This is a genomic window from Kitasatospora sp. NPDC057015, from assembly GCF_042673745.1.
Taxonomy (GTDB): Bacteria; Actinomycetota; Actinomycetes; order Streptomycetales; family Streptomycetaceae; genus Kitasatospora.
In genome coordinates this window covers 211,075-232,268 of the sequence record NZ_JBHUSG010000010.1, presented here as the reverse complement: position 1 = coordinate 232,268, position 21,194 = coordinate 211,075, and the positions used below count along the sequence as shown (strand labels likewise).

18 protein-coding genes are annotated in these 21,194 nt (G+C 72.1%); 3 read left to right on the top strand and 15 right to left on the bottom strand.

What is annotated here, in order from left to right:
- Nucleotides 1-103 precede the first annotated feature (103 nt).
- The 5 genes from ACFTWP_RS13215 to sodN all read right to left on the bottom strand — a co-directional run bounded on the left by ACFTWP_RS13215 (nt 104) and on the right by sodN (nt 3,989).
- Entirely contained in the window at nt 104-1,240 is a 1,137-nt protein-coding gene (locus ACFTWP_RS13215; RefSeq protein ID WP_380264580.1) for a SigB/SigF/SigG family RNA polymerase sigma factor, read from the bottom strand.
- 175 nt (nt 1,241-1,415) lie between these two features.
- Nucleotides 1,416-1,829 carry an anti-sigma regulatory factor gene (locus tag ACFTWP_RS13210; RefSeq protein WP_380264579.1) on the bottom strand — a complete coding sequence of 138 codons (414 nt, stop codon included), beginning with the start codon at nt 1,827-1,829 and terminating at the stop codon, nt 1,416-1,418.
- A 316-nt stretch (nt 1,830-2,145) separates the two neighbouring features.
- Entirely contained in the window at nt 2,146-2,622 is a 477-nt protein-coding gene (locus tag ACFTWP_RS13205) for a GNAT family N-acetyltransferase (RefSeq protein ID WP_380264578.1), read from the bottom strand.
- A gap of 66 nt (nt 2,623-2,688) precedes the next feature.
- Nucleotides 2,689-3,063: a nuclear transport factor 2 family protein gene (locus ACFTWP_RS13200; RefSeq protein ID WP_380264577.1), complete on the bottom strand. Its 375-nt coding sequence runs from the start codon at nt 3,061-3,063 to the stop codon at nt 2,689-2,691.
- A 530-nt stretch (nt 3,064-3,593) separates the two neighbouring features.
- A complete protein-coding gene (sodN, locus tag ACFTWP_RS13195) occupies nt 3,594-3,989 on the bottom strand; it encodes a superoxide dismutase, Ni (protein ID WP_380264576.1) in 396 nt (131 codons plus the stop codon).
- Between the two features lie 183 nt (nt 3,990-4,172).
- Between sodN and sodX the strand changes: the two genes are divergently transcribed.
- Nucleotides 4,173-4,613, top strand: a complete 441-nt coding sequence (gene sodX / locus ACFTWP_RS13190; protein ID WP_380264594.1) for a nickel-type superoxide dismutase maturation protease — start codon at nt 4,173-4,175, stop codon at nt 4,611-4,613.
- Nucleotides 4,614-4,630: 17 nt separating this feature from the next.
- Here sodX and ACFTWP_RS13185 read toward each other — a convergent pair whose 3' ends face one another.
- The 5 genes from ACFTWP_RS13185 to ACFTWP_RS13165 form a co-directional block, all read right to left on the bottom strand.
- Nucleotides 4,631-5,221 (bottom strand): CGNR zinc finger domain-containing protein, encoded by a 591-nt coding sequence (locus ACFTWP_RS13185; protein WP_380264575.1) that lies wholly within the window; start codon nt 5,219-5,221, stop codon nt 4,631-4,633.
- Between the two features lie 114 nt (nt 5,222-5,335).
- Nucleotides 5,336-6,136 carry an amino acid ABC transporter ATP-binding protein gene (locus ACFTWP_RS13180; protein WP_380264574.1) on the bottom strand — a complete coding sequence of 267 codons (801 nt, stop codon included), beginning with the start codon at nt 6,134-6,136 and terminating at the stop codon, nt 5,336-5,338.
- The gene (locus tag ACFTWP_RS13175) at nt 6,133-7,005 is read right to left on the bottom strand and encodes an amino acid ABC transporter permease (protein ID WP_380264573.1); all 873 of its coding nucleotides are present in this window, start codon (nt 7,003-7,005) and stop codon (nt 6,133-6,135) included. Before ACFTWP_RS13175 ends, ACFTWP_RS13180 begins: the two co-directional genes overlap by 4 nt.
- A 162-nt stretch (nt 7,006-7,167) precedes the next feature.
- Nucleotides 7,168-8,103, bottom strand: coding sequence for an ABC transporter substrate-binding protein (locus ACFTWP_RS13170; RefSeq protein ID WP_380264572.1), 936 nt, complete (start codon nt 8,101-8,103; stop codon nt 7,168-7,170).
- Nucleotides 8,104-8,600: 497 nt separating this feature from the next.
- Nucleotides 8,601-9,530 carry an ABC transporter substrate-binding protein gene (locus tag ACFTWP_RS13165; protein WP_380264571.1) on the bottom strand — a complete coding sequence of 310 codons (930 nt, stop codon included), beginning with the start codon at nt 9,528-9,530 and terminating at the stop codon, nt 8,601-8,603.
- Between the two features lie 611 nt (nt 9,531-10,141).
- Between ACFTWP_RS13165 and ACFTWP_RS13160 the strand changes: the two genes are divergently transcribed.
- Complete coding sequence (locus ACFTWP_RS13160; RefSeq protein ID WP_380264570.1) at nt 10,142-11,347, top strand: NADP-dependent malic enzyme; 1,206 nt, start codon at nt 10,142-10,144, stop codon at nt 11,345-11,347.
- Between the two features lie 139 nt (nt 11,348-11,486).
- Nucleotides 11,487-12,449 carry a zinc-binding dehydrogenase gene (locus ACFTWP_RS13155; RefSeq protein ID WP_380264569.1) on the top strand — a complete coding sequence of 321 codons (963 nt, stop codon included), beginning with the start codon at nt 11,487-11,489 and terminating at the stop codon, nt 12,447-12,449.
- A 121-nt stretch (nt 12,450-12,570) separates the two neighbouring features.
- Here ACFTWP_RS13155 and ACFTWP_RS13150 read toward each other — a convergent pair whose 3' ends face one another.
- The 5 genes from ACFTWP_RS13150 to ACFTWP_RS13130 all read right to left on the bottom strand — a co-directional run bounded on the left by ACFTWP_RS13150 (nt 12,571) and on the right by ACFTWP_RS13130 (nt 21,057).
- A complete protein-coding gene (locus ACFTWP_RS13150; RefSeq protein ID WP_380264568.1) occupies nt 12,571-13,623 on the bottom strand; it encodes a PadR family transcriptional regulator in 1,053 nt (350 codons plus the stop codon).
- A gap of 1 nt (nt 13,624) precedes the next feature.
- The gene (locus ACFTWP_RS13145) at nt 13,625-14,521 is read right to left on the bottom strand and encodes a DUF4097 domain-containing protein (protein WP_380264567.1); all 897 of its coding nucleotides are present in this window, start codon (nt 14,519-14,521) and stop codon (nt 13,625-13,627) included.
- Nucleotides 14,522-14,819: 298 nt separating this feature from the next.
- Nucleotides 14,820-14,999, bottom strand: a complete 180-nt coding sequence (locus ACFTWP_RS13140) for a DUF6104 family protein (RefSeq protein WP_380264566.1) — start codon at nt 14,997-14,999, stop codon at nt 14,820-14,822.
- Nucleotides 15,000-15,093: 94 nt separating this feature from the next.
- Nucleotides 15,094-17,019: a serine/threonine-protein kinase gene (locus ACFTWP_RS13135; RefSeq protein ID WP_380264565.1), complete on the bottom strand. Its 1,926-nt coding sequence runs from the start codon at nt 17,017-17,019 to the stop codon at nt 15,094-15,096.
- A 282-nt stretch (nt 17,020-17,301) separates the two neighbouring features.
- Nucleotides 17,302-21,057: a multifunctional oxoglutarate decarboxylase/oxoglutarate dehydrogenase thiamine pyrophosphate-binding subunit/dihydrolipoyllysine-residue succinyltransferase subunit gene (locus tag ACFTWP_RS13130; protein ID WP_380264564.1), complete on the bottom strand. Its 3,756-nt coding sequence runs from the start codon at nt 21,055-21,057 to the stop codon at nt 17,302-17,304.
- Between the last annotated feature and the right edge of the window lie 137 nt (nt 21,058-21,194).

The following is a 21,194-nucleotide window of genomic DNA, read 5'->3' as shown; positions in this document are numbered from 1 at the left end:
GCCCCCGGGGGGCGGGCGGGCGGGGGGGGGGGGGGGGGGGGGGGGGGGGCGGGCCGCGCGGGGCCCCGGTGTGCGTGTGCCGGCGTTCGCCGTCCCACGGGCCTCACTCCTCGACGAGGAGCTTCTCCCGCAGCTGTGCCAGGGTCCGGGCGAGCAGCCGGGAGACGTGCATCTGGGAGATGCCCACCTCGGTGGCGATCTGCGACTGCGTCATGTTCCGGAAGAACCGCAGGACCAGGATCTTCTGCTCGCGGGGCGGGAGTTGGGCCAGCAGGGGCTTGAGCGACTCCCGGTACTCGACGCCCTCCAGGGCCTCGTCGGTCGTCCCCAGGGTGTCCGCCACGGCCGGCGACTCGTCGTCGCTGTCCGGCACGTCCAGCGACAGCGTGCTGTACGCGTTGGCGGACTCCAGGCCCTCCAGCACGTCCTCCTCGGAGATCCCGAGGTGCTCCGCCAGCTCGTGCACGGTGGGCGAGCGGCCGTGCCGCTGGGAGAGCTCGCTGGTCGCCGTGGTCAGCGACAGCCGCAGCTCCTGGAGCCGGCGCGGGACGCGGACCGCCCAGCCCTTGTCCCGGAAGTGCCGCTTGATCTCGCCCACGATGGTCGGCGTCGCGTACGTGGAGAACTCCACCCCGCGCTCGTGGTCGAAGCGGTCCACCGACTTGATCAGGCCGATGGTGGCGACCTGGGTCAGATCGTCCAGCGGCTCGCCGCGGTTGCGGAAGCGCCGGGCCAGGTGCTCCACCAGCGGGATGTGCATCCGGACCAGCTGGTTGCGCAGCTCCACCCGCTCGGCGGAGCCCTCCGGCAGCGCGGAGAGCCGCACGAACAGCGCCCGGGCGGCCTCCCGGTCCGGCGCCCCGGACCGGTGCGGGGTCGGCTGGGCGGGCACGGCGGCGCGCACCGCCGTGCCGGCCGCCTCGGTCGCGTCGGCGGCCGTGACGTCCGCGGTGTCCTGGTCCGGCAGTGCGGCCGCCGGCTCGGTCGGCCGAGGTGCCGACGGCTCGGCCGCGGGCTCGGTCGACTGCGGCGTCGACGGATCGGACGTCGGCTCGGTCGGCTGGCTCATCCGGTGGGCGTCCTTCGGGTGCGCGTCGTCGTGGGTGGCGAGGCCGGGAACGCTCGCCTGGGGCGGTACGGCCGCTCCGGCCGTCGCGAGGGCGCGGGCCTCCGCGCCGGCAGCCGTGTCGGCGGAGCCGGCCGTTCGCCGGTCGGTACCCGTACGGTCCAGATCACTCACGGCCATTCCCCCGTTCCGTTCCGGGAGCGCCGGGGCCGCGGTCGCGGCCCCGGAGTCATCTCTGTGGTCGTACCGCCTGGGGCGGTACCGGGAGCCGTACGCGCGGCCCGGGTGGTGCCGGGCGTACGGCCCTTGCTCGGTGGTTCGTCGTGCGCCGCGCCTGCGCGCGGCGGCACTACGGGTGGGCCGGGGATCCGCCGCGCTTCTTGTGCAGGCTGATCGACACCGTGTTGTCCTCGCTGACGGAGGAGTCCACCTCGCCCGCCAGCGCGGAGAGCACCGTCCAGGCGAAGGTGTCCCGTTCGGGGGCCCGGCCGTCGGTGGTCGGCGCCGAGACCGTGACCCTGAGCGAGTCGCCGACCAACCGGAACTCGCAGCACAGGACCGACCCCGGCACCGCCTGCTGGAGCAGGATGGCGCAGGCCTCGTCCACCGCGATCCGGAGATCCTCGATCTCGTCCAGGGTGAAGTCCAGCCGGGCCGCGAGGCCCGCCGTCGCTGTTCGCAGCACCGAGAGGTAGGCCCCCGCCGCGGGCAGCCGGACCTCCACGAAGTCCTTCACTCCGGGCTCGCCGTCGATCTGGGACACCCTCACCTCCTGGGTGACGCGCTGTGCTTCCGGCCCCGAGGCCGCGGCACTGTCTGTTGCTTGGCTCAACTGCTTCGCCCCAACTGTCCAGAGGGGTGGTGCGGTACGTACCGGTTCATACCCCGGTAGGGGTGGCCGGACGCCGCGCATCCGCCCGAGACGTTACCGCGATCAGTGGGCGGATGTCGCGATCCTTGACCGTCGTCACGGGAACGGGCGACTCCGGCACCAGGGGTCACTCATGGTAAGTCCTCGCGACGTAGGGTGGCAGGGGGTTGACGCCACCGGCTTTCGGGCGGGTGCGGGCCGGCGCGGGTCAGCGGCGGCCGGCCTCCGCCAGCGCGTCGTCGGTGAGCCGGAAGGTCGTCCACCCGTCCATCGGGACGGCGCCGAGCGACTTGTAGAAGTTGATGGACGGCTCGTTCCAGTCGAGCACCGACCACTCCATCCGGGAGTAGCCGCGTTCGACCGCGATCCGGGCCAGCTCCAGCAGCAGCGCCTTGCCGTGACCGCCGCCGCGGGAGGCCGGACTGACGTACAGGTCCTCCAGGTAGATGCCGTGGGTGCCGCGCCAGGTGGAGAAGTTCAGGAACCAGAGTGCGAAACCGACCGGCTCACCGGTGCTGTCGTCCTCGGCGATCAGGCCGAAAAGCGCCGGGTTCGCGCCGAACAGCGCCTCCCGCAACTGCTCCTCGGTGGCCTGCGCCTCGTGCAGCGCCCGCTCGTAGTCCGCGAGCTCGCGGATCATGGAGCGGATGACCGGGACATCGGTTATGGCGGCGGTACGGATCATGTTGTCGAGGGTACTCAAAGCGCCGGCCGGGCGGGATGTGCCGATCCGGCGGGGCCGGCGGGCGGCTCACTCCTGCTCGTCCCAGGCCTGGATGGACGTCTGGTCGACGATCCGGCCGTCCCTGAGGTCGGCGACCGAGGTGCAGAGCACCTTGACCCCGTCCGGGTACAGGCAGGACTCCATGAAGGCGACGCGGTCGCCCTGGACCACGACCTGCTCCAGTTTGTGGGTCATCTCCCGGCCGTAGACGTCGGCCAGCATGGCGCTGATCTCGGTACGGCCGTGCATGACCAGGGGGTGGCTCGGCTGGGTCTTGTGGTCGACCATGCGGAGCTCGGCGTCGTCCGCGTACAGGGCGAGCAGTGCGCCGGCGTCCCGGTGTTCGATGCCCTCGCGGAGCGCCGTGGTGTCGAAGGCGGTCGGTGCCGCCGTGGTGCCCATGATGTCCCTCCTCCGGTTGGTCCAAGTGGTACCAACGAGCCTACGCCCGACAGCTCAACTGGGCCCCGCCGTGCCCGGATAGGGAGCCGGGCCGGGGGCCGGGGACGGCGCCCCGGAGCGGGCCGCGAGGGGCCGCCCGAGGGCCGCCCGGGGGGCCGCCCGGGGCGGTGCCGGCGGCCGGGATCGGCTCGCCCGTGAGCACCGGAGCACCGCGAGCACCGGGGGTAGGTGCTGGCGGCCGGGGCGGGGGTGCCGGTGCCCGCGGCCTCCCACGGGCCCGCCCGGCACCCGGCCCGACACCCGCGCAAGGGCGCCGGCCGGCCCGGCCCGCGCCCCTCGGCGCCGCCGGGTCGGACGATCCGTCATCCGGCGGCGGGCGGTCCGACCACCCACCCGGGAGCGGTTCATGACGGCGGGCCACCCGGCCGGGTCGGCGGGCGGGGCGGGGAGGCGGCCCGGCGGCGCCCGGACAGCACCGCGCCCCCGCTCGTCGGACGAGCGGGGGCGCGGTGAGGGGTTCCGACCAGGCGTCAGGCCTGCTTGGTCTCCCAGAAGATCTTGTCGACCTCGGCGATGAGGTCCAGCAGGGCCTGGCCGGTGGCCGGGTCCGTCGACGCCTTGGTGGCCGAGGCGGCCTTCAGGGTGTCGTTGATGAGCTGGTGCAGCTGGGGGTACTTCTCGAAGTGCGGAGCCTTGAAGTAGTCGCTCCACAGCACCGAGATGTGGTGCTTGACGGCCTCGGCGCGCTGCTCCTTGATGATGATGGCGCGAGCGCGGAAGTGCGCGTCCTCGTTGGCCTGGTACTTCTCCTGGGTGGCCTTCACGGACTCGGCCTCGATACGGGCCTGGGCCGGGTCGTACACACCGCAGGGCAGGTCGCAGTGGGCGTGGGCGGTGGCGCGAGGTGCAAACAGACGAGAGAACATGGGAGTCCTTCCTTAGATCGTCTTCCCGCGCCGAGATTACCCCGAGAGTCCGGGGCTTTCTCGGCTGCCCCGGGGGCCTAGGGCCAAAGGCGGAGCCTGAACCGGTTGATTTCGGACACGGCCGGGCGAGGTCCGGTGCGGGACACTGGACCCGGTCAACCGGAGGAGGTAGGCGTGGGGCCGATGGAGGAGCCGGCGGGTGGCGCGCCGGGCGGCGGCCTGCTGCCGTTCGGCGTGGTCGACGTAGCGGGGCCGTCGATGGTGCCGACGCTGAACGACGGGGACCTGGTGCTGGTCCGGTACGGGGCGAGGATCAGGCCCGGGGCGGTGGTGCTGTTCCGGCACCCCCTGCAGCAGGATCTGCGGCTGGTGAAGCGGGCGGACGGACGCCGCCGCGGTGGCTGGTGGCTGCTCTCCGACAACCGGCCGGTGGACAGCGACAGTCGTCAGTTCGGTGCGGTCCCGGACGAGTTGGTGCTCGGCCGGGTGCTGCTGCGGGTGCGGCCCCGCCCGGCCTGGCTGGCGCCCTCGCGCCGGTTGGAGCGGGCGCTGCTGGCCGGCCCGCTGGCCCGGGTGCCGGGGCTGGCGCGGCGGCTCGGGGTCTGGCTCAGCCCGGAGCTGTAGGCGCTCGCCGCACCGGCTCAGGCCTGGGCGGCCTCCAGGGCGTCCTGGGCCTCCTGGCGCTTGCGGGCCCGGTAGGCGGCGACGTTCGCCCGGGTCGCGCAGCGGTCGGAGCAGTAGCGGCGCGAGCGGTTGGTGGAGGTGTCGAGGTAGGCGTTGCGACAGGGCGCGGCCTGGCAGATGCCGAGCCGGTCGGCGCCGAGCTCGGTCAGGTGGATGGCCAGGCCCATGCAGGCCACCGCGGTGTAGTTGGCGGCGGCGGTGGGCGCGTTGTCGGCGAGGTGCAGGTGCCAGCGGGGCCGGCCGTTCTCGTCCAGGTAGTCGTGGCCGGAGACCAGCGGGCTGACCGGGTACTCGATCATCAGGCTGTTCAGCAGGTCGACGCCGCGGACCTCGTCGCCCTCGGCGGAGGCCTCGAAGACCCCGCGCAGCCGGGTCCGGGCGGCCCGCAGCCGGGGGAGGTCGGACTCGTCGGCGAGCGAGGCGGCCCGGGACGGGGAGCCGAACAGGGCGCGGACGGCGTCCACCGACGTCAGCTGGTCGGTGCCGCGCCAGGGCTGCTCGCTGTTGACGAGCCGGACGGCGAAGTCGGCGTACGAGGCGAGCTCCACGGTGGTCCTTCCAGGGCCGGTAACGGGTGAGCTGGCTCCAGCCTATTACTTCCGGGGGGAACGCGACGGCGCCCGGCAGGATCGCACCTGCCGGGCGCCGGACCGCGCGGAGGACTAGAGCACCTTGGAGAGGAAGGCCCTGGTCCGCTCGTGCTGCGGGTTGGTGAGCACCTCGCGCGGGTTGCCGGACTCGACGACCACGCCGCCGTCCATGAAGACCAGCGCGTCGCCGACCTCGCGGGCGAAGCCCATCTCGTGGGTGACGACGATCATCGTCATGCCCTCCTCGGCCAGGCCGCGCATGACGTCCAGGACGTCGCCGACCAGCTCGGGGTCGAGCGCGGAGGTGGGCTCGTCGAAGAGCATCAGCTTCGGCTTCATGGCCAGCGCGCGGGCGATCGCCACCCGCTGCTGCTGGCCGCCGGAGAGCTGGGACGGGTAGTTCTTGGCCTTGTCGGCCAGTCCGACCCGCTCCAGCAGGGCCATCGCCCGGTCCCGGGCGTCGCCCTTGCTCTCGCCCTTGACCTGGACCGGCGCCTCGATGACGTTCTCGATCGCGGTCATGTGCGGGAAGAGGTTGAAGCGCTGGAAGACCATGCCGATGTCCCGGCGCTTCATCGCGACCTCGCGGTCCTTGAGCTCGTAGAGCTTGTCGCCCTTCTGGCGGTAGCCCACCAGCTCGCCGTCCACCCAGAGGCGTCCGGCGTTGATCTTCTCCAGGTGGTTGATGCACCGCAGGAAGGTCGACTTGCCCGAACCGGACGGGCCGACCAGGCAGAACACCTCGCCCTGCTTGACCTCCAGGTCGATGCCCTTGAGCACCTCGACCAGGCCGTACGACTTGTGCACGGCCTCGGCCCGCACCATCGGGCCGGCGGGCGCGGTGTCGGCGGGGGACTTCGTCAGATCGGTCATGCCGCACCTCCGCCTTCGCCGCCGCCGCCGTGGACGCCCGCGTTCGCAGGCTTCGCCGCCGGTGCCGACTTGATACCCCGGAACAGTCCGCTCACCCGCTGCAGCGGTGTCGGCGGCAGCGAGCGGTTGGAGCCGCGGGCGTAGTGCCGCTCGATGTAGTACTGGCCGATGGTGAGGATCGAGGTGAGGAACAGGTACCAGAGGCTGACCACGATCAGCAGCGGGATGCTCTGGAAGTTGCGCGAGTAGATGTTCTGCCCGGCCCGGAAGAGCTCCTCCAGGGCGATGACGCTGACCAGCGAGGTGGTCTTCAGCATCGAGATGGTCTCGTTGCCGGTCGGCGGGATGATCACTCGCATGGCCTGCGGCAGGATGATCCGGCGCATCGCGTCGAACCGGTTCATGCCCAGCGCCTGGGACGCTTCCAGCTGCCCCTCGTCCACCGACTGGATGCCGCCGCGGACGATCTCCGCCATGTACGCGGCCTCGTTCAGGCCGAGGCCCAGCAGTGCGGCGACGAAGGTCGGGATCAGGACGTTGGTCTGCTCCGACCAGAAGGCCGGGCCGAACGGGATGCCGATCGAGATCTTGGCCCAGAGCACGCCGAGGAAGTTCCAGAACACCAGCTGGACGAGCACGGGTGTCCCGCGGAACACCCAGATGTAGACCCAGGCCGTGCCGGAGAGCAGCGGGTTCGGCGAGAGCCGCATCACCGCGAGCAGGATGCCGCCGACCACGCCCATGACCATGGCGAGGGCGGTCAGCTCCAGCGTGACCACCAGGCCGTGCAGGATGCGGTCGTCGAAGAGGTAGTGCCCGACGAGATCCCACTTGAAGGCGGGGACGGTCACGATGGCGTGGATCAGCATGGCCGTGAGCAGCAGGATGACTGCGGCTCCGACCCACCGTCCGGGGTGGCGGACCGGGACGGCCTTGATGACGTCAGGCCGTCCCGGGGCAGCCGGCCCCTTGTGGAGAGAGTTCACTTTGTGGCCTCAGAACAGGTCGCTGTGGAACGAGGGCGGCAGGGGTCAGCTGGTGGCACCGTTGAGCTGAGCCTTGTCGATCGCGCCCGCCTCGACGCCCCACTTCTGCAGGATCTGCTTGTACGTGCCGTCGTCCATCAGCGCCTGGACGGCCTTCTGGACGGCCGGGGTGAGCGCGGAGCCCTTGGCGAGCGCGATGCCGTACGGCGCGGAGTCGGTGGTGGCACCGAGCTTCTCCAGCTGGCCGCCGGTCTGCTTGAGGGCGTAGTCGATGACCGGGGAGTCCGCCATCATGACCTGGTCGCGGCCGGAGACCACGGCGTTGGTGACGTCCGTCTGCAGGTCGAACTTGTCGCCGTCGTTCGGGACGGTCGGCTTGCCGGCCTTCACGCACGCCGGGTTGATCACGTCGACGATCGCGTCGGCCTGGGTGGTGCCGGTCTGGACGGCGATCTTCTTGCCGCAGAGGTCGTCGGCGGAGATCTTGTCCGGGTTGCCCTTCTTCACGGCCGCGGCGGTGCCGGCGGTGAAGTAGGTGACCATGTCGACGGTCTGCTCGCGCTCCTTGGTGTCGGTGAAGGAGCTCATGCCGAGCTGGTACTTGTTCGCCCCGATGCCCGGGATGATCGCGGTGAAGCCCGCGTTCTGGACCTCGGCGGTCAGGCCGAGCTTGGCGGCGACGGCGTTGGCCAGGTCGACGTCCATGCCGACGATGGTGCCCTTGTCGTCCTGGAACTCGTTCGGGGCGTACGAGGCGTCGGACCCGACGACCAGCTTGCCGGCGGACTTGACGTCGGCCGGGACGAGGGCGGCCAGTGCGGGATCGGCGGTGACGGCCTTGACCGTGGCGCCCGCGCTCGTGCCGGTGGAGCCGGAGCCCGAGTCGGAGCCGCTGCTGCCGCAGGCGGTCAGGGCCAGCGAGGCGGAGGCGAGGACGGCGCAGGCCGCGAGGAGGCGGGTGCGCGGGGTGCGAGCGGTCATGAGGGGGATCTCCTCCTGATGGAGAGGTCGGGCGGAGTGCGCCGTCGGGGGTACGGCACACCGGGGGCCGGCTGTCCGTACTGCGCTGTACGGGCTGCGCTCGTGCTACGGGGCCGAGCCGGTCGTGCGATGGGTCTGCAGGTGGTGCCGGGTGCTGATCCGCCACCCTCCGCCGAGGTGGACGTCGACCGAACCGCCTCGACCAGTGGCCGGCTCGATCCGAGTTGAAGGGAATCCTGTCATCAGATGACCGTCAGAATGCCCTCATCCAGATCAAAATCGGATAACGAGGGGTCTTCGTGTCCGCTATTCGGACGAATATCGCGTCCCTGTCACCCTGCGTATAAGTATGCAGATCTGCCGGCATCCGGCAGGTCGACCCGCCCGCGAACCCGGCCTGCGGCCCCCGCGCGGCGGCCCGCACGGGGGCCGGGCCGGGCCCCTCGGCGGCCGATCACCCTCCGCGACGGGCCCGCCCGCTCCCGGACGCCCCCGGGTCACAGACCCCCGTTGATCGCCGCCGCCTGGGCCGCGCCCGCGCTGACGTTCCACTTCGCGAGGATCTTGTCGTACTCGCCGCTGCGGATCAGCTGGTCGAGCCCCTTGGCCACGGCGTCCCGCAGCTCGGTGTCGCCCTTGTTGACCGCGATCCCGTACGGGCTGGACTGGGACTGGGCGCCGGTCACCTCGAAGCGGTTGCCGCCGTCGGTGGTCTTCGCGGCGTAGGCCGCCACCGGGTAGTCGTTGAAACCGGCGACCGCCGCGCCCGAGGCCACCTCGGCCAGGGCCTGGCCGTCGCTGTCGAAGCGGTGCACCTGCAGCGGCTTGCCCTGCCGGGCGCAGGCGGCCACCTGCCGGCCGATGATCTCGTCCTGGGTGGTGCCGCGCTGCACCGCGACCGTGCGGCCGCAGATGTCGTCCAGGGTCCGGATCCCCTTGGGGTTGCCCTTCTGCACGATGATCGAGGTGCCGGCGATGAAGTAGTCCACGAAGTCGACGCCGGGCTGCCCGGAGGGCTTGCCCTCGTCGGTCAGCGCGTCGCGGCGCTGCGGGGTGTCGCTGATCGCGGACATCGCCACGTCGAACTGCCGGCCGTTCAGCCCGGGTATCAGCTTGTCGAACGGCGTGTCGACGATCTCGACCCGCAGGCCGAGGACGGCGCCGAGGGCGTTGGCCAGGTCCGGGTCCAGGCCGTCGGGCTTGCCGTCCGCGTTGCGGAAGTCGACCGGCGGGTAGTTCAGGTCCGACCCGATCCGCAGGACCTTGGCGGCCCGCAGCGCGGAGGGGACGGCCTCGTGGATCTGATCGGCGGCGCTCTTCGGGGCCGCGGAGCCGCAGCCGGTGAGCAGCAGGGCGCCGGCGGCGGTGAGGGCGGCGCCGGCGGGCAGGGCCCGGCGGGGGTGGGGCGGGCGCGGGTGGTGGTGCAAGGTGGTGCTCCTCTGAGGGGCGAGGTGGTGCCAGGGGTGCCGGTGGTGCGAGGGGTGTCCGCAGGGGGTGTGCGGGAGGTTGGCCGAAAAAGTGGCCGGAAAAGGGGATCCTCCCATCCCGCCCTGCTGGGGCGGGCGGCGGGTATGTCAGAATCTGGTATCGGGTGACCCCCGATCCCGAACACAGGCCGCCGGGTCGCGACAGACCCGGGGTGCACAGGACCGGAAGCCGAGGACGTCGGCTCCGTATCCCAGGCACCAGCTCCCCTACGTGTCTGCGTTCACTCCTGCGGGTGTCCGTGCTTCCTCACCGTTGCCGTCACCGGATCCGGTCACTTCCGAAACCGGGTCTGTCAAGTGACAGGCAAAGGGATGAAGAGCACGTGACGAGGACGAAAAGGCATAGGTGCGATGCCTCCGTCCGACCTACGCTCGGCCCGGAAGCACAGCGCAGACATACGACACAAAACCCTCACCCGAGGGCGCCGCCCGACGGCAGCGCCCCGACCCCGACCCGGGTCCGCTTCGGCGTACCCGGTTTCCAGTTTCCCTGGACGTGGTCGCCCGCCCGTCGGACCGCGCCCTCGCTGATCAATGACGAAGAGGTCATCGTGGCAGCGGAGATCATCCACCCCAACACCCAGGACACCCAGGACACCATCGACCCCGTCGATGCCGTCTTCGCGCTTCACCGCGGCGGCAAGATGGAGGTCCGGGCCACGGTTCCGGTGCGCGACGCGGACGATCTGTCCCTCGCCTACACGCCCGGCGTCGCCCGGGTCTGCACCGCCATCGCCGAGCAGCCCGAACTGGTGAACGACTACACCTGGAAGTCCAACGTGGTCGCGGTCGTCACCGACGGCACCGCGGTGCTCGGCCTCGGTGACATCGGCCCCGAGGCCTCGCTCCCCGTCATGGAGGGCAAGGCCATCCTGTTCAAGCAGTTCGGCGGCGTCGACGCCGTGCCGATCGCGCTGGCCTGCACGGACGTGGACGAGATCGTCGAGACCGTGGTCCGGATGGCACCGTCCTTCGGCGGCGTCAACCTGGAGGACATCTCCGCCCCCCGCTGCTTCGAGATCGAGCGCCGGCTCCAGGACGCCCTGGACATCCCGATCTTCCACGACGACCAGCACGGCACCGCGATCGTCTCCACCGCCGCCCTGTGGAACGCCGCCAAGGTGACCGGCCGCGAGATCGGCGACCTGCGCGCCGTCATCTCCGGCGCCGGCGCCGCGGGCATCGCCATCGCCAAGATGCTGGTGGCCGCCGGCATCGGCGACGTCTCCGTCTGCGACCGCCGCGGCGTGGTGTACGACGGCCGGGGCGACCTGACCGACGTCAAGGCCGAGATCGCCGCCGTCACCAACAAGGCCGGCCTCAAGGGCTCGCTGGCCGACGCGCTGAACGGCGCCGACGTCTTCATCGGCGTCTCCGGCGGCACCGTGCCGGAGGAGGCCGTCGCCACCATGGCCGAGGGCTGCTTCATCTTCGCGATGGCCAACCCCACCCCGGAGATCCACCCGGAGGTCGCGCACAAGTACGCCGCCGTGGTCGCCACCGGCCGCAGCGACTTCCCGAACCAGATCAACAACGTGCTGGCCTTCCCCGGCATCTTCGCCGGCGCCCTCCAGGTCCGGGCCACCCGGATCACCGAGGGCATGAAGCTCGCCGCCGCCCAGGCCCTGGCCGGCGTGGTCGCCGACGAGCTGACGGCGCAGAAGGTCATCCCCTCGCCGTTCGACGAGCGGGTCGCCCCGGCCGTCACCAAGGCGGTCGCCGAGGCCGCCCGGCGCGAGGGCGTCGCCCGGCGGTAGCCGCGACGCGCGCCCCTGGGCCCGTCCGGCGGATCCCGCCGGACAGGCCCTAGCACCTTCCGGAGGCCCGGAACACGCGGTGGAGGTCACACCCCCGTGTTGTTCCGGGCCTCCGGCGTCCGGCGCTATCGTCCGTGGCATGTTCGCTGCCTACGCCGCACGTATCGACGCCGAAGACCCCCTGAGCGGACTGGAGGTCGGCGAGCTCCCCGAGCCGCAGGCCCGGCCCGGTTGGAGCGTGGTGACGGTACGCGCCGTCACCCTCAACCACCACGACCTGTGGTCGCTGCGCGGGGTCGGGCTGCCCGCCGAACGGCTGCCGATGATCCTCGGCTGCGACGCCGCCGGTGTCGACGAGGACGGCAGCGAGGTGGTCATCCACTCCGTGATCGGCCAGAGCGGACACGGGGTGGGACCGGCCGAGCCGCGCTCCATCCTGACGGAGCGCTACCAGGGCACCTTCGCGCAGAAGGTCGCCGTACCCACCTGGAACCTGCTGCCCAAGCCCGCCGAGCTCTCCTTCGCCGAGGCGGCCTGCCTGCCCACCGCCTGGCTGACGGCGTACCGGATGCTGTTCACCAACGCGGGCGTGCGGCCCGGGGACACCGTGCTGGTGCAGGGCGCCGGCGGCGGCGTCTCGACCGCCCTGGTGGTGCTCGGCAAGGCCGCCGGGCTGCGGGTCTGGGTCACCGGCCGGGACGAGGCCAAGCGGGCCCGGGCGGTCGAACTGGGCGCCGACGCCGCCTTCGAGAGCGGCAGCCGGCTGCCCGAGCGGGTGGACGCGGTGATGGAGACCGTCGGCGCCGCCACCTGGTCCCACTCCGTCAAGTCGCTGCGGCCCGGCGGCACGATCGTCATCTCGGGTGCCACCTCCGGCGCCAACCCCAAGGCCACCGAGCTGAACCGGATCTTCTTCCTGGAGCTGAAGGTGGTCGGCTCGACCATGGGCACCAAGGAGGAGCTGGCCGGGCTGCTGGCGCTCTGCGCCAACTCCGGCGTCCGGCCGGTGATCGACTCGGTGCTTCCGCTGGCCGACGCCCGGGAGGGCTTCGCCCGCCTGGCCAAGGGCGACGTCTTCGGCAAGATCGTGCTGACGCCGTGACGTCGTGACGCGTCGGCACCCTGACGCCCTGTCGCCCTGACGCGCCGGCACACGAACGGGCCCGGACGCGCGCGGGCCCGGCGCCCCCCTCGGGGGAGCACCGGGCCCGGCCGGGCGGTCGTCAGCCCAGCAGCCCGCGCAGTCGCGCGGCGGCCACCGCGAGCGCGCCGCGGGCCCCCTCCAACTGCTCGGCCGTCACCCCGCCGTCCCGCGCGGTGTCCCTGACCTGGTCGCGGAAGCGGTCGAGCAGCCGCTCCAGCTCACGGGCCGGGTCGCCCGCCGGGTCGGTCGCCGTCCAGCCGGGGAGGTCGGCGGGCGCCGTCGGCGCGGCGTCGGCGGTGTCCTCCTTGTCGAGGTCGATCCGGGTCACCCGGATCTCCTCGTCGGCCGCCGGCCCGCCCGCGGTCGGGTGGCCCCACTTGGCGGCGTCCGCCAGGCCGGCCAGCCCCTTGGTCAGCTCCGAGAGGCCCTCGGCGAGGCCGGTCGGCCAGTCGCCGCGCGCGGCGTGCTCGCGGACCTGCTGCTCGACCCGGCGCTTGATCCGCAGCGCCTCCTGCTGGGCGGCGGTGCGGGCGGCCCGGGACTGCTCGCGCAGCCGGCGGGCCTCCTCCTCGGCGGCCTTCGCCTTGGCCTTGGCGGCCTTCTCCTGCTCCTTGGCGCGCTTGGCCTGCTCCTTGGCGTGCGCCTTGAACTGGGCGAACTCCTCCTTGGCCCGCTGCCAGCTCTCCTTGTCGCCCCACGGTCCGGCCCACGGGTCCCGGTCGCCGCCGGCGGCCTGCTCGGCCCGGGGCGCCTGCTTGGCCGCGCCCCAGAGCTCCTCGCGCAGGTCCTTGGCGCTGTCCCGGACGTCCTCGCGGATCGCGCCGGCCAGCTGGGCCACCGAGTCCCGGATCTCCACCTCCAGCTCGGCGATCTCGCCCTGCCGGGAGTCCAGCTCGGCGTGCCCGGCGTCGGTCAGCCGGTAGACCTTGCGACCGCCCTCGGTGCTGTGGGTGACCAGGCCCTCCTGCTCCAGCTTGGCGAGCCGGGGGTAGACGGTGCCGGCGGACGGCGCGTACAGGCCCTCGAAGCGCTCCTCCAGCAGTCGGATCACCTCGTAGCCGTGCCGGGGCGCCTCGTCGAGCAGCTTGAGCAGGTAGAGGCGAAGGCGGCCGTGGCCGAAGACCGGGGTCATCTCAGACCTCCTTGGTGAGGTCGGGGCCGGCGGGGAGCTCCTTGACGACGACCGGGCCCTCGTCCTCGGTGTCGGGGCGGTGCAGCACCGTCACCGCGCCGGAGACCGTGGTGACCTGCAGGCTGCCCTTGCCGTCGCCGAGCTGGCCGGAGAGCTTCTTGGCGCCCCAGGTGCCGTTGACCTTCAGCTGCTCGAAGGTGCTGGAGACGTCCCCGCTGTTGGTGCCGGCCTCCACCCGGGCGTCGGCGAGCGAGGGCAGCCGGACGCCGACCGCGCCGCTGACCGTGTTGACCTTGATGTCGGACGGGGTCTCCACGTCCAGGTCGAGGGTGACGGCGCCGCTGACCGAGCTGGCGGAGAGCCGGTCGGCGGTGCCGGCGACCACGGTGATCCCGCCGGAGACGGTCTTCACCTTGAGCTCCCCGGAGACGGACTGCGCGTCGACGTCCCCGGACACGGAGTTGGCCTCGGTACGGCCGGAGAGGCCGACCAGGGTGGTGGCACCGGTGGCGCCGTGCACGGCGACGTGGCCCGCCACTCCGGAGACGGTGGTCTCCGCCGACACGGTGCCGATCTTCACCTCGGCGCCCGCCGGGACGGCGAGCGAGACCACGGCCCGGCGCTTGAGGCGCAGCGAGCGGAACAGCTCCTTCACGGACTGGACGGACTTGACGGACTCGCCGAGCTCGCCCCAGTTGAGGTTCTTGTAGGTCACCGTGAGCACTCCGTCCTCCACGGTGACCTGCAGCGGGTCGCCGTCCAGCTCGGTGACCTCCAGCCGGGCCGGGCCCTCGGCGGCGACGACGTTCACGGCGCCCTCGATGATCCGCACGTGCAGGGTTCCGACCGGCTCGTCGAAGGTGATCCTGCCGGGTTCGCTGACCGTCCACTGGCTCATCTGTGCCGCCTCCCGTTGTGATTCGCGATGTATCGCGAGCTCCTGATGAACACGATATATCGCGTGCGGGGTAAGTCAAGCGTGCCCGGCGGAAGCCGGGGTGGGCTCAGGGTCGGCCTCGGGGTGGGCTCGGGGGAGGCCCCCGGACGCTCTCGGGGAGAGCCCCGACGACCCGGCGGGCCCGAGGGCCGGGGAGCGAGGCCGGCCGGGAAGCAGGGAGGGCCGGGGGAAACGCCGAGGGCCCGGGAGGCGGTTGCCTCCCGGGCCCTCGTCCCGGCCGTAGCCGGTTCAGCCGCACCTACTCGTCGTCCTCGTCGTCGAGCCGGGCCAGCCAGGTGGCCAGCCGCTCGACCGGGATCTCGAAGTCGGGGTTGAGGTCGACGAACTCGCGCAGGCGCTCGGACAGCCACTCCAGGGTGACCTCCTCGTCGCCGCGCCGGCTCGCCAGCTCCTCGATGCCACGGTCGGTGAAGTACACGGTGCGCTCCGGTCCGGTGGGATTTCGACCAGGTCAGGATAGACCCGGGCGCCCGGCCGGCCGCCGTCGCGGTGGCGCCGCCGGGCGCTGCCGGTCAGCCGTCGTTGCGGTAGTAGGTGACCGCGAGCTTGGTGGCGCCGCTGGAGTTGCCCTGGGTCAGCACCTTGGCGATCACGATGCTGCCGCTGGCGCGGTGGCGCAGGCAGAAGATCCGCCCGGGCGGCAGCGCGTCGTAGCGCAGCGACCCGGTCGGCTGCCGGTCGATGGCGGCCGAGCACTGCTCCGGCGTCAGCTGGGCGTCCGGGGTGATGTACGCGTCGGTGCCGTTCCACTGGAAGGACGAGGATCCGGTCTCCAGCTCCCAGGACGGGTTGGCGGAGGAGTTGACCACCTTGCCCTCGGCGAGGTCGTACCCGTAGTTGTAGTCCGGCGTGCCGAGCTCGCGGTCCTGGTAGACGGCGGTGTAGACGGCGGCCCCCCGCGGCGTGCTGGCCGCCGCGGACGGCGACTTGGAGGCGCCGGCCGCGGTGCTCCTGCTCGGCGACGGGCTGTCGCTCGGCGCGGAGGCGGACGGCGTGGGGGCGGCCTGCGGGCTGCTCGGGCCGGCGGTGGGCGAGCTGCCGCCCGCCGCGCTGTTCACGCCCTTGTCCTTGCCCTTGTCGAGCTGCTTGACCAGCACGATCCCGCCCGCGGTGCCGCCGACGGCCATCACCAGGGCGACGGTCAGCAGCACCTTCCAGGACACCCCGCGGCGCCGGGGCTCCGGGGCCGCGGCCGGGGTGTCGGTGACGACCGGGCCGGGCGGCGGGGTGTCGAACGACGGCTGCTGGTGCAGCTGCACGGTGGGCGGGGAGGGGAGCAGCGGGCCGGTGGGCGCCTCGTTGGCGGGCTGCGCGACACCGTACGAGCCGACCGGCGGCGGGACGAATCCGGGCTGCGGCTGCGGCGGGGTCTGCGGCGGGCCGAAGCCGGGTGCGCCCGCCGGCGGCGGGGGGAAGCCCGGCGCGGTGGTCGGTGCGGTGGTCGGCGGCCCGAAGGCGGGGGCGGTCGCCGGGGGCACCGGCAGCGGGGTCGGCGGGGTCTTCGGCAGGTCCGAGCGGCGGGTGATCTCGGTGTTGATCTGTCGGGGCAGCCAGTCGTCGGCGAACCGCAGCTGACCGCCGACCACCGGGTGGTTGCGGGCGATCTCGATGATCTCGGCGGGCCTGGGGCGGTCCTCAGGGTTCTTGGCCAGGCAGCGCTGCAGCAGCTCGCGCAGGTCGGCCGGCACGCCGTCCAGCTCCGGCGGCTCGTGCACCACCCGGTAGAGCACGGCCGTCTCCGGGCCCTCGCCGAAGGGCGGGATGCCGCTCGCGACGTACGCGGCCAGCGCGCCGAGCGCGAAGACGTCGGTGGCGGGGGTGACGGCCCGGCCCTGGGCCTGCTCGGGTGCCATGAAGGCGGGGGAGCCGATCCGGAATCCGGTGCCGGTCAGCGCGGTGGCGTCGGCGGCGCGGGCGATGCCGAAGTCGATCACCCGGGGGCCGTCGCCGGCGATCAGCACGTTGGCCGGCTTGAGGTCCCGGTGCACCACCTCGACGCTGTGGATGGCCTGCAGCGCCTCCGCGATGCCGCCGGTCAGCAGCAGGACGGTCCGCACCGGGAGGGCGCCGTGCTCGCGCACCACCTGCTGCAGCGAGGGGCCGGGGACGTAGGCGGTGACCAGCCAGGGCGCGTCGGCGGCCAGACCGGAGTCGATCACCTGGGCGGTGTACAGCCCGTGGATGCGCTGGGCGTTGGCCACCTCCTGGGCGAAGCGGCGCCGGAACTCCACGTCCTCGGCGAACTCCGGCCGGACCACCTTCAGCGCGACCGGGCGCCCGCCCGGCGTGTACGACAAGTAGACCCGGCCCATGCCGCCCGCGCCCAGCCGGGCGAACAGGCGGTACCCGCCGACCTCCCGCGGGTCCTCGGGCAGCAGCGGCTGGAAGATCGGCGGCAGCGGTGGAACGGCGGCGTCCCGAGGATTCTCGGCGGTCATACGGGTGTCCCCCTGGTACGAGCGGTTGGTCCGGCCGGCCGCGGGGCCCGCGAGCGGCGCGGTGCCCGTGGCCGGTCGGACGTGGCTGTGGCCGCCGCCGGGCCGCGTGACGGGCCTGCGGGCGGCGGCGTGACGGGCCATAACCTATCGACCCGTCAGGCCGCGGCCCAATCCGTCCGCCGGATGGTTGCAGAGCTGGGACTTCGGCGAGACGTCGAGGGAACGCCGAAGGCCCGGCGCCCGCACTGGCGTGCGAGGACCGGGCCTTCGGTGCGACGGATGTCAGAGGGTGAAGATCTCCTCCAGCAGCGCCTGCTGCTCGGCGGCGTGCCGCTTGGCCGAGCCGACCGCCGGGGCGGACGAGGCGGTGCGCGCCACCCGGCGCAGGCGGGCGCCGCCCGCGCTGCGGCCGACGACGACCTGGAGGTGGTCGACCAGGTTCATCGCGATGAACGGCCAGGCACCCTGGTTGGCCGGCTCCTCCTGCGCCCAGATGAACTGGACGTCGTCGCCGTACCGGCCCAGCTCCTCCTGGAGCTCGGCCACCGGCAGCGGGTAGAGCCGCTCGACCCGGACGATCGCGGTGTCGGTGACCCCGCGCTCGGCACGGGCCGCCGCCACGTCGTAGTAGAACTTGCCCGCCGTGATGACCACCTTGCGGACGTTGGCCGGGTCGACGGTGGTGTCACCGATGACCGGGCGGAACGAGCCGGCGGTGAACTCCTCGGTGGCACTCGCCGCGGCCTTCAGACGCAGCATCGACTTCGGGGTGAAGACGATCAGCGGCTTGTGGTGCGGGTTGTGCGCCTGCCAGCGCAGCAGGTGGAAGTAGTTCGACGGCAGGGTCGGCATCGCGACCGTCATGTTGTTCTGCGCGCACAGCTGCAGGAAGCGCTCGGGGCGGGCGGACGAGTGGTCCGGCCCCTGGCCCTCGTAGCCGTGCGGCAGGAGCAGGGTGACGCCGGAGTGCTGGCCCCACTTCTGCTCGGCGGAGGCGATGTACTCGTCGACGACGGTCTGCGCGCCGTTGACGAAGTCACCGAACTGGGCCTCCCACATGACCAGCGCGTTCGGCCGGGTCAGCGAGTAGCCGTACTCGAAGCCCATCGCCGCGTACTCCGACAGCAGGCTGTCGTAGACGGTGTAGCGGGCCTGGTCCTCGGTCAGGTACAGCAGCGGGGTGTAGTCCTCGCCGGTGACCCGGTCGATCAGCACCGCGTGGCGCTGGCCGAAGGTGCCGCGGCGGCTGTCCTGGCCGGCGAGGCGGACGGGGTGGCCCTCCATCAGCAGCGAGCCGATGGCGAGGGTCTCGCCCATGGCCCAGTCGATGGTGTTGTCCTCGACCGAGGCCGCGCGGCGCTGCAGCTGCGGCAGCAGGCGCGGGTGGACGGTCAGCCAGTCCGGCAGGTTGACCTGCGAGGCGGCGATCCGCTTCACCATCTCCTGGGAGATGCCGGTCTGGATGTTGACCGGGAAGTCCGCCTGCGGCTTGCCGCCGGCCGCGGAGGCCGGGGTCTGGGCGGCGTCGCGGACCTCGGAGAAGACCTTCTCCAGCTGGCCCTGGAAGTCCTGGAGCGCCTGCTCCGCCTCTTCCATGGTGATGTCGCCGCGACCGATCAGGCCCTCGGTGTACAGCTTGCGCACCGAGCGCTTCTTGTCGATCAGGTCGTACATCAGCGGCTGGGTGAACGACGGGTTGTCGGCCTCGTTGTGACCGCGGCGGCGGTAGCAGATGAGGTCGATCACGACGTCCTTGTGGAACTCCTGGCGGAACTCGAACGCCAGGCGCGCGACGCGGACCACGGCCTCCGGGTCGTCGCCGTTCACGTGGAAGATCGGCGCCTCGATCATGCGGGCCACGTCGGTGCAGTACATCGAGGAGCGCGAGGAGGCCGGGGCGGCGGTGAAGCCGACCTGGTTGTTCACCACGACGTGCACGGTGCCGCCGGTGCGGTAGCCGCGCAGCTGCGACATGTTCAGCGTCTCCGCGACCACGCCCTGGCCCGCGAAGGCCGCGTCGCCGTGGATCTGGATCGGCAGCACCGGGAAGGACGTGCCGGCCAGGTCGAGGACGTCCTGCTTGGCGCGGGCGATGCCCTCGACGACCGGGTCGACCGTCTCCAGGTGGGAGGGGTTCGCGGCCAGCGAGACCTTGATGGTCTCCCCGTCCAGGCCGGTGAAGGTGCCCTCGGAGCCCAGGTGGTACTTGACGTCGCCGGAGCCGTGCATCGACTTCGGGTCGAGGTTGCCCTCGAACTCGCCGAAGATCTTGCCGTACGGCTTGCCGACGATGTTGGCGAGCACGTTCAGGCGGCCGCGGTGCGCCATGCCGATCACGGCCTCGTCGAGGCGGTGCTCGGCGGCCGAGTCGATGGTGGCGTCCAGCAGCGGGATGAGCGACTCGCCGCCCTCCAGCGAGAAGCGCTTCTGCCCGACGTACTTGGTCTGCAGGAAGGTCTCGAAGGCCTCCGCGGAGTTCAGCCGGCGCAGGATGCGCAGCTGCTCCTCGCGCTCGGGCTTGGTGTACGGCTTCTCCAGGCGCTGCTGCAGCCACTTGCGCTGCTTCGGGTCCTGGATGTGCATGTACTCGATGCCGACCGTGCGGCAGTACGTGTTGCGCAGCAGGCCGAGGATGTCGCGGAGCTTCATCATCTTGTGGCCGCCGAAGCCGCCGACGGCGAACTCGCGCTCCAGGTCCCACAGGGTCAGCCCGTGCTCCACGACGTCCAGGTCGGGGTGCTTGCGCTGCTTGTACTCCAGCGGGTCGGTGTCGGCCATCAGGTGGCCGCGGACCCGGTAGGAGTGGATCAGCTCCATGACGCGCGCGGTCTTGTTGACCTCGTCGTCGTGGGTGGCGGCGACGTCGGTCGCCCAGCGGACCGGCTCGTACGGGATCCGCAGCGACTCGAAGATCTCGTCGTAGAAGCCGTGCTCGCCCAGCAGGAGCTGGTGGATGGTGCGCAGGAACTCGCCCGACGCCGCGCCCTGGATGACCCGGTGGTCGTAGGTCGAGGTGAGCGTCATGATCTTGGAGATGCCCAGCTTGGCCAGGGTGTCCGGGGACGAGCCCTGGAACTCGGCCGGGTACTCCATCGCGCCGACGCCGACGATGGTGCCCTGGTTCTGCATCAGGCGCGGCACGGAGTGCACGGTGCCGATGCCGCCCGGGTTGGTCAGCGAGACCGTGACGCCGGTGAAGTCGTCCATGGTCAGCTTGTTGGCGCGGGCCCGGCGGACGATGTCCTCGTAGGCCTGCCAGAAGCCGAAGAAGTCGAGCGTCTCGGCCTTCTTGATGGCCGCGACGACGAGCTGGCGGTCGCCGTTGGGCTTCACCAGGTCGATGGCCAGGCCCAGGTTCACGTGGTCCGGCTTCACCAGGAACGGCTTGCCGTCCTTGACCTGGTAGCTGTGGTTCATCCCCGGGCTGGCCTTGACGGCCTGCACCAGGGCGTAGCCGATCAGGTGCGTGAAGGAGACCTTGCCGCCGCGGGCGCGCTGCAGGTGGTTGTTGATGACGATGCGGTTGTCGATCAGCAACTTGGCGGGCACGGCGCGCACGGAGGTCGCGGTCGGCACCTCCAGCGAGGCGTCCATGTTGGTGGCGACGGCCTTCGCCGGGCCGCGCAGCGGGACGAACTCGGGGCCCGCGGTGGCCACCGGGGCGGCGGCGGGAGCCGCGGCCTTCGGGGCCGGCGGAGCGGCCGGCGCTGCGGCCAACGGCGCGGGAGCCTGCTGCACGGGCGCCGGAGCGGCCGGGGCGGCGGGCGCGGGCGCCGCCGGAACGGCAGCAGGGGCAGGGGCGGCAACGGGGGTCGGCGTGGGGCCGACCTGGGTCGCGGCCTGGGTCACTGGAGTCACCTCGGTACCGGGCTTGTAGTCGGCGAAAAAGTCCCACCAGGCTCGGTCGACCGAGTTTGGATCCTGGAGGTACTGCTGGTAGATCTCGTCGACGAGCCACTCATTGGGGCCGAAGCCCGCGGGCTCCGTCGTAGTGCGTGGGGCCGAGCTGTTGGGGGTTTCAGGGGACTGTGGCGACACGGCGGCAACCGCCCTCTTCCGCTTCCTTTTGGGATGGTTGGACAGCGGGGATTAAGGCTACGCCCCTGATCAGTGATCGCGTAGTCCCAACAGCCCAGGCGTCACCCAGATCACAGTCGTGACCTGCAATTTGGCCG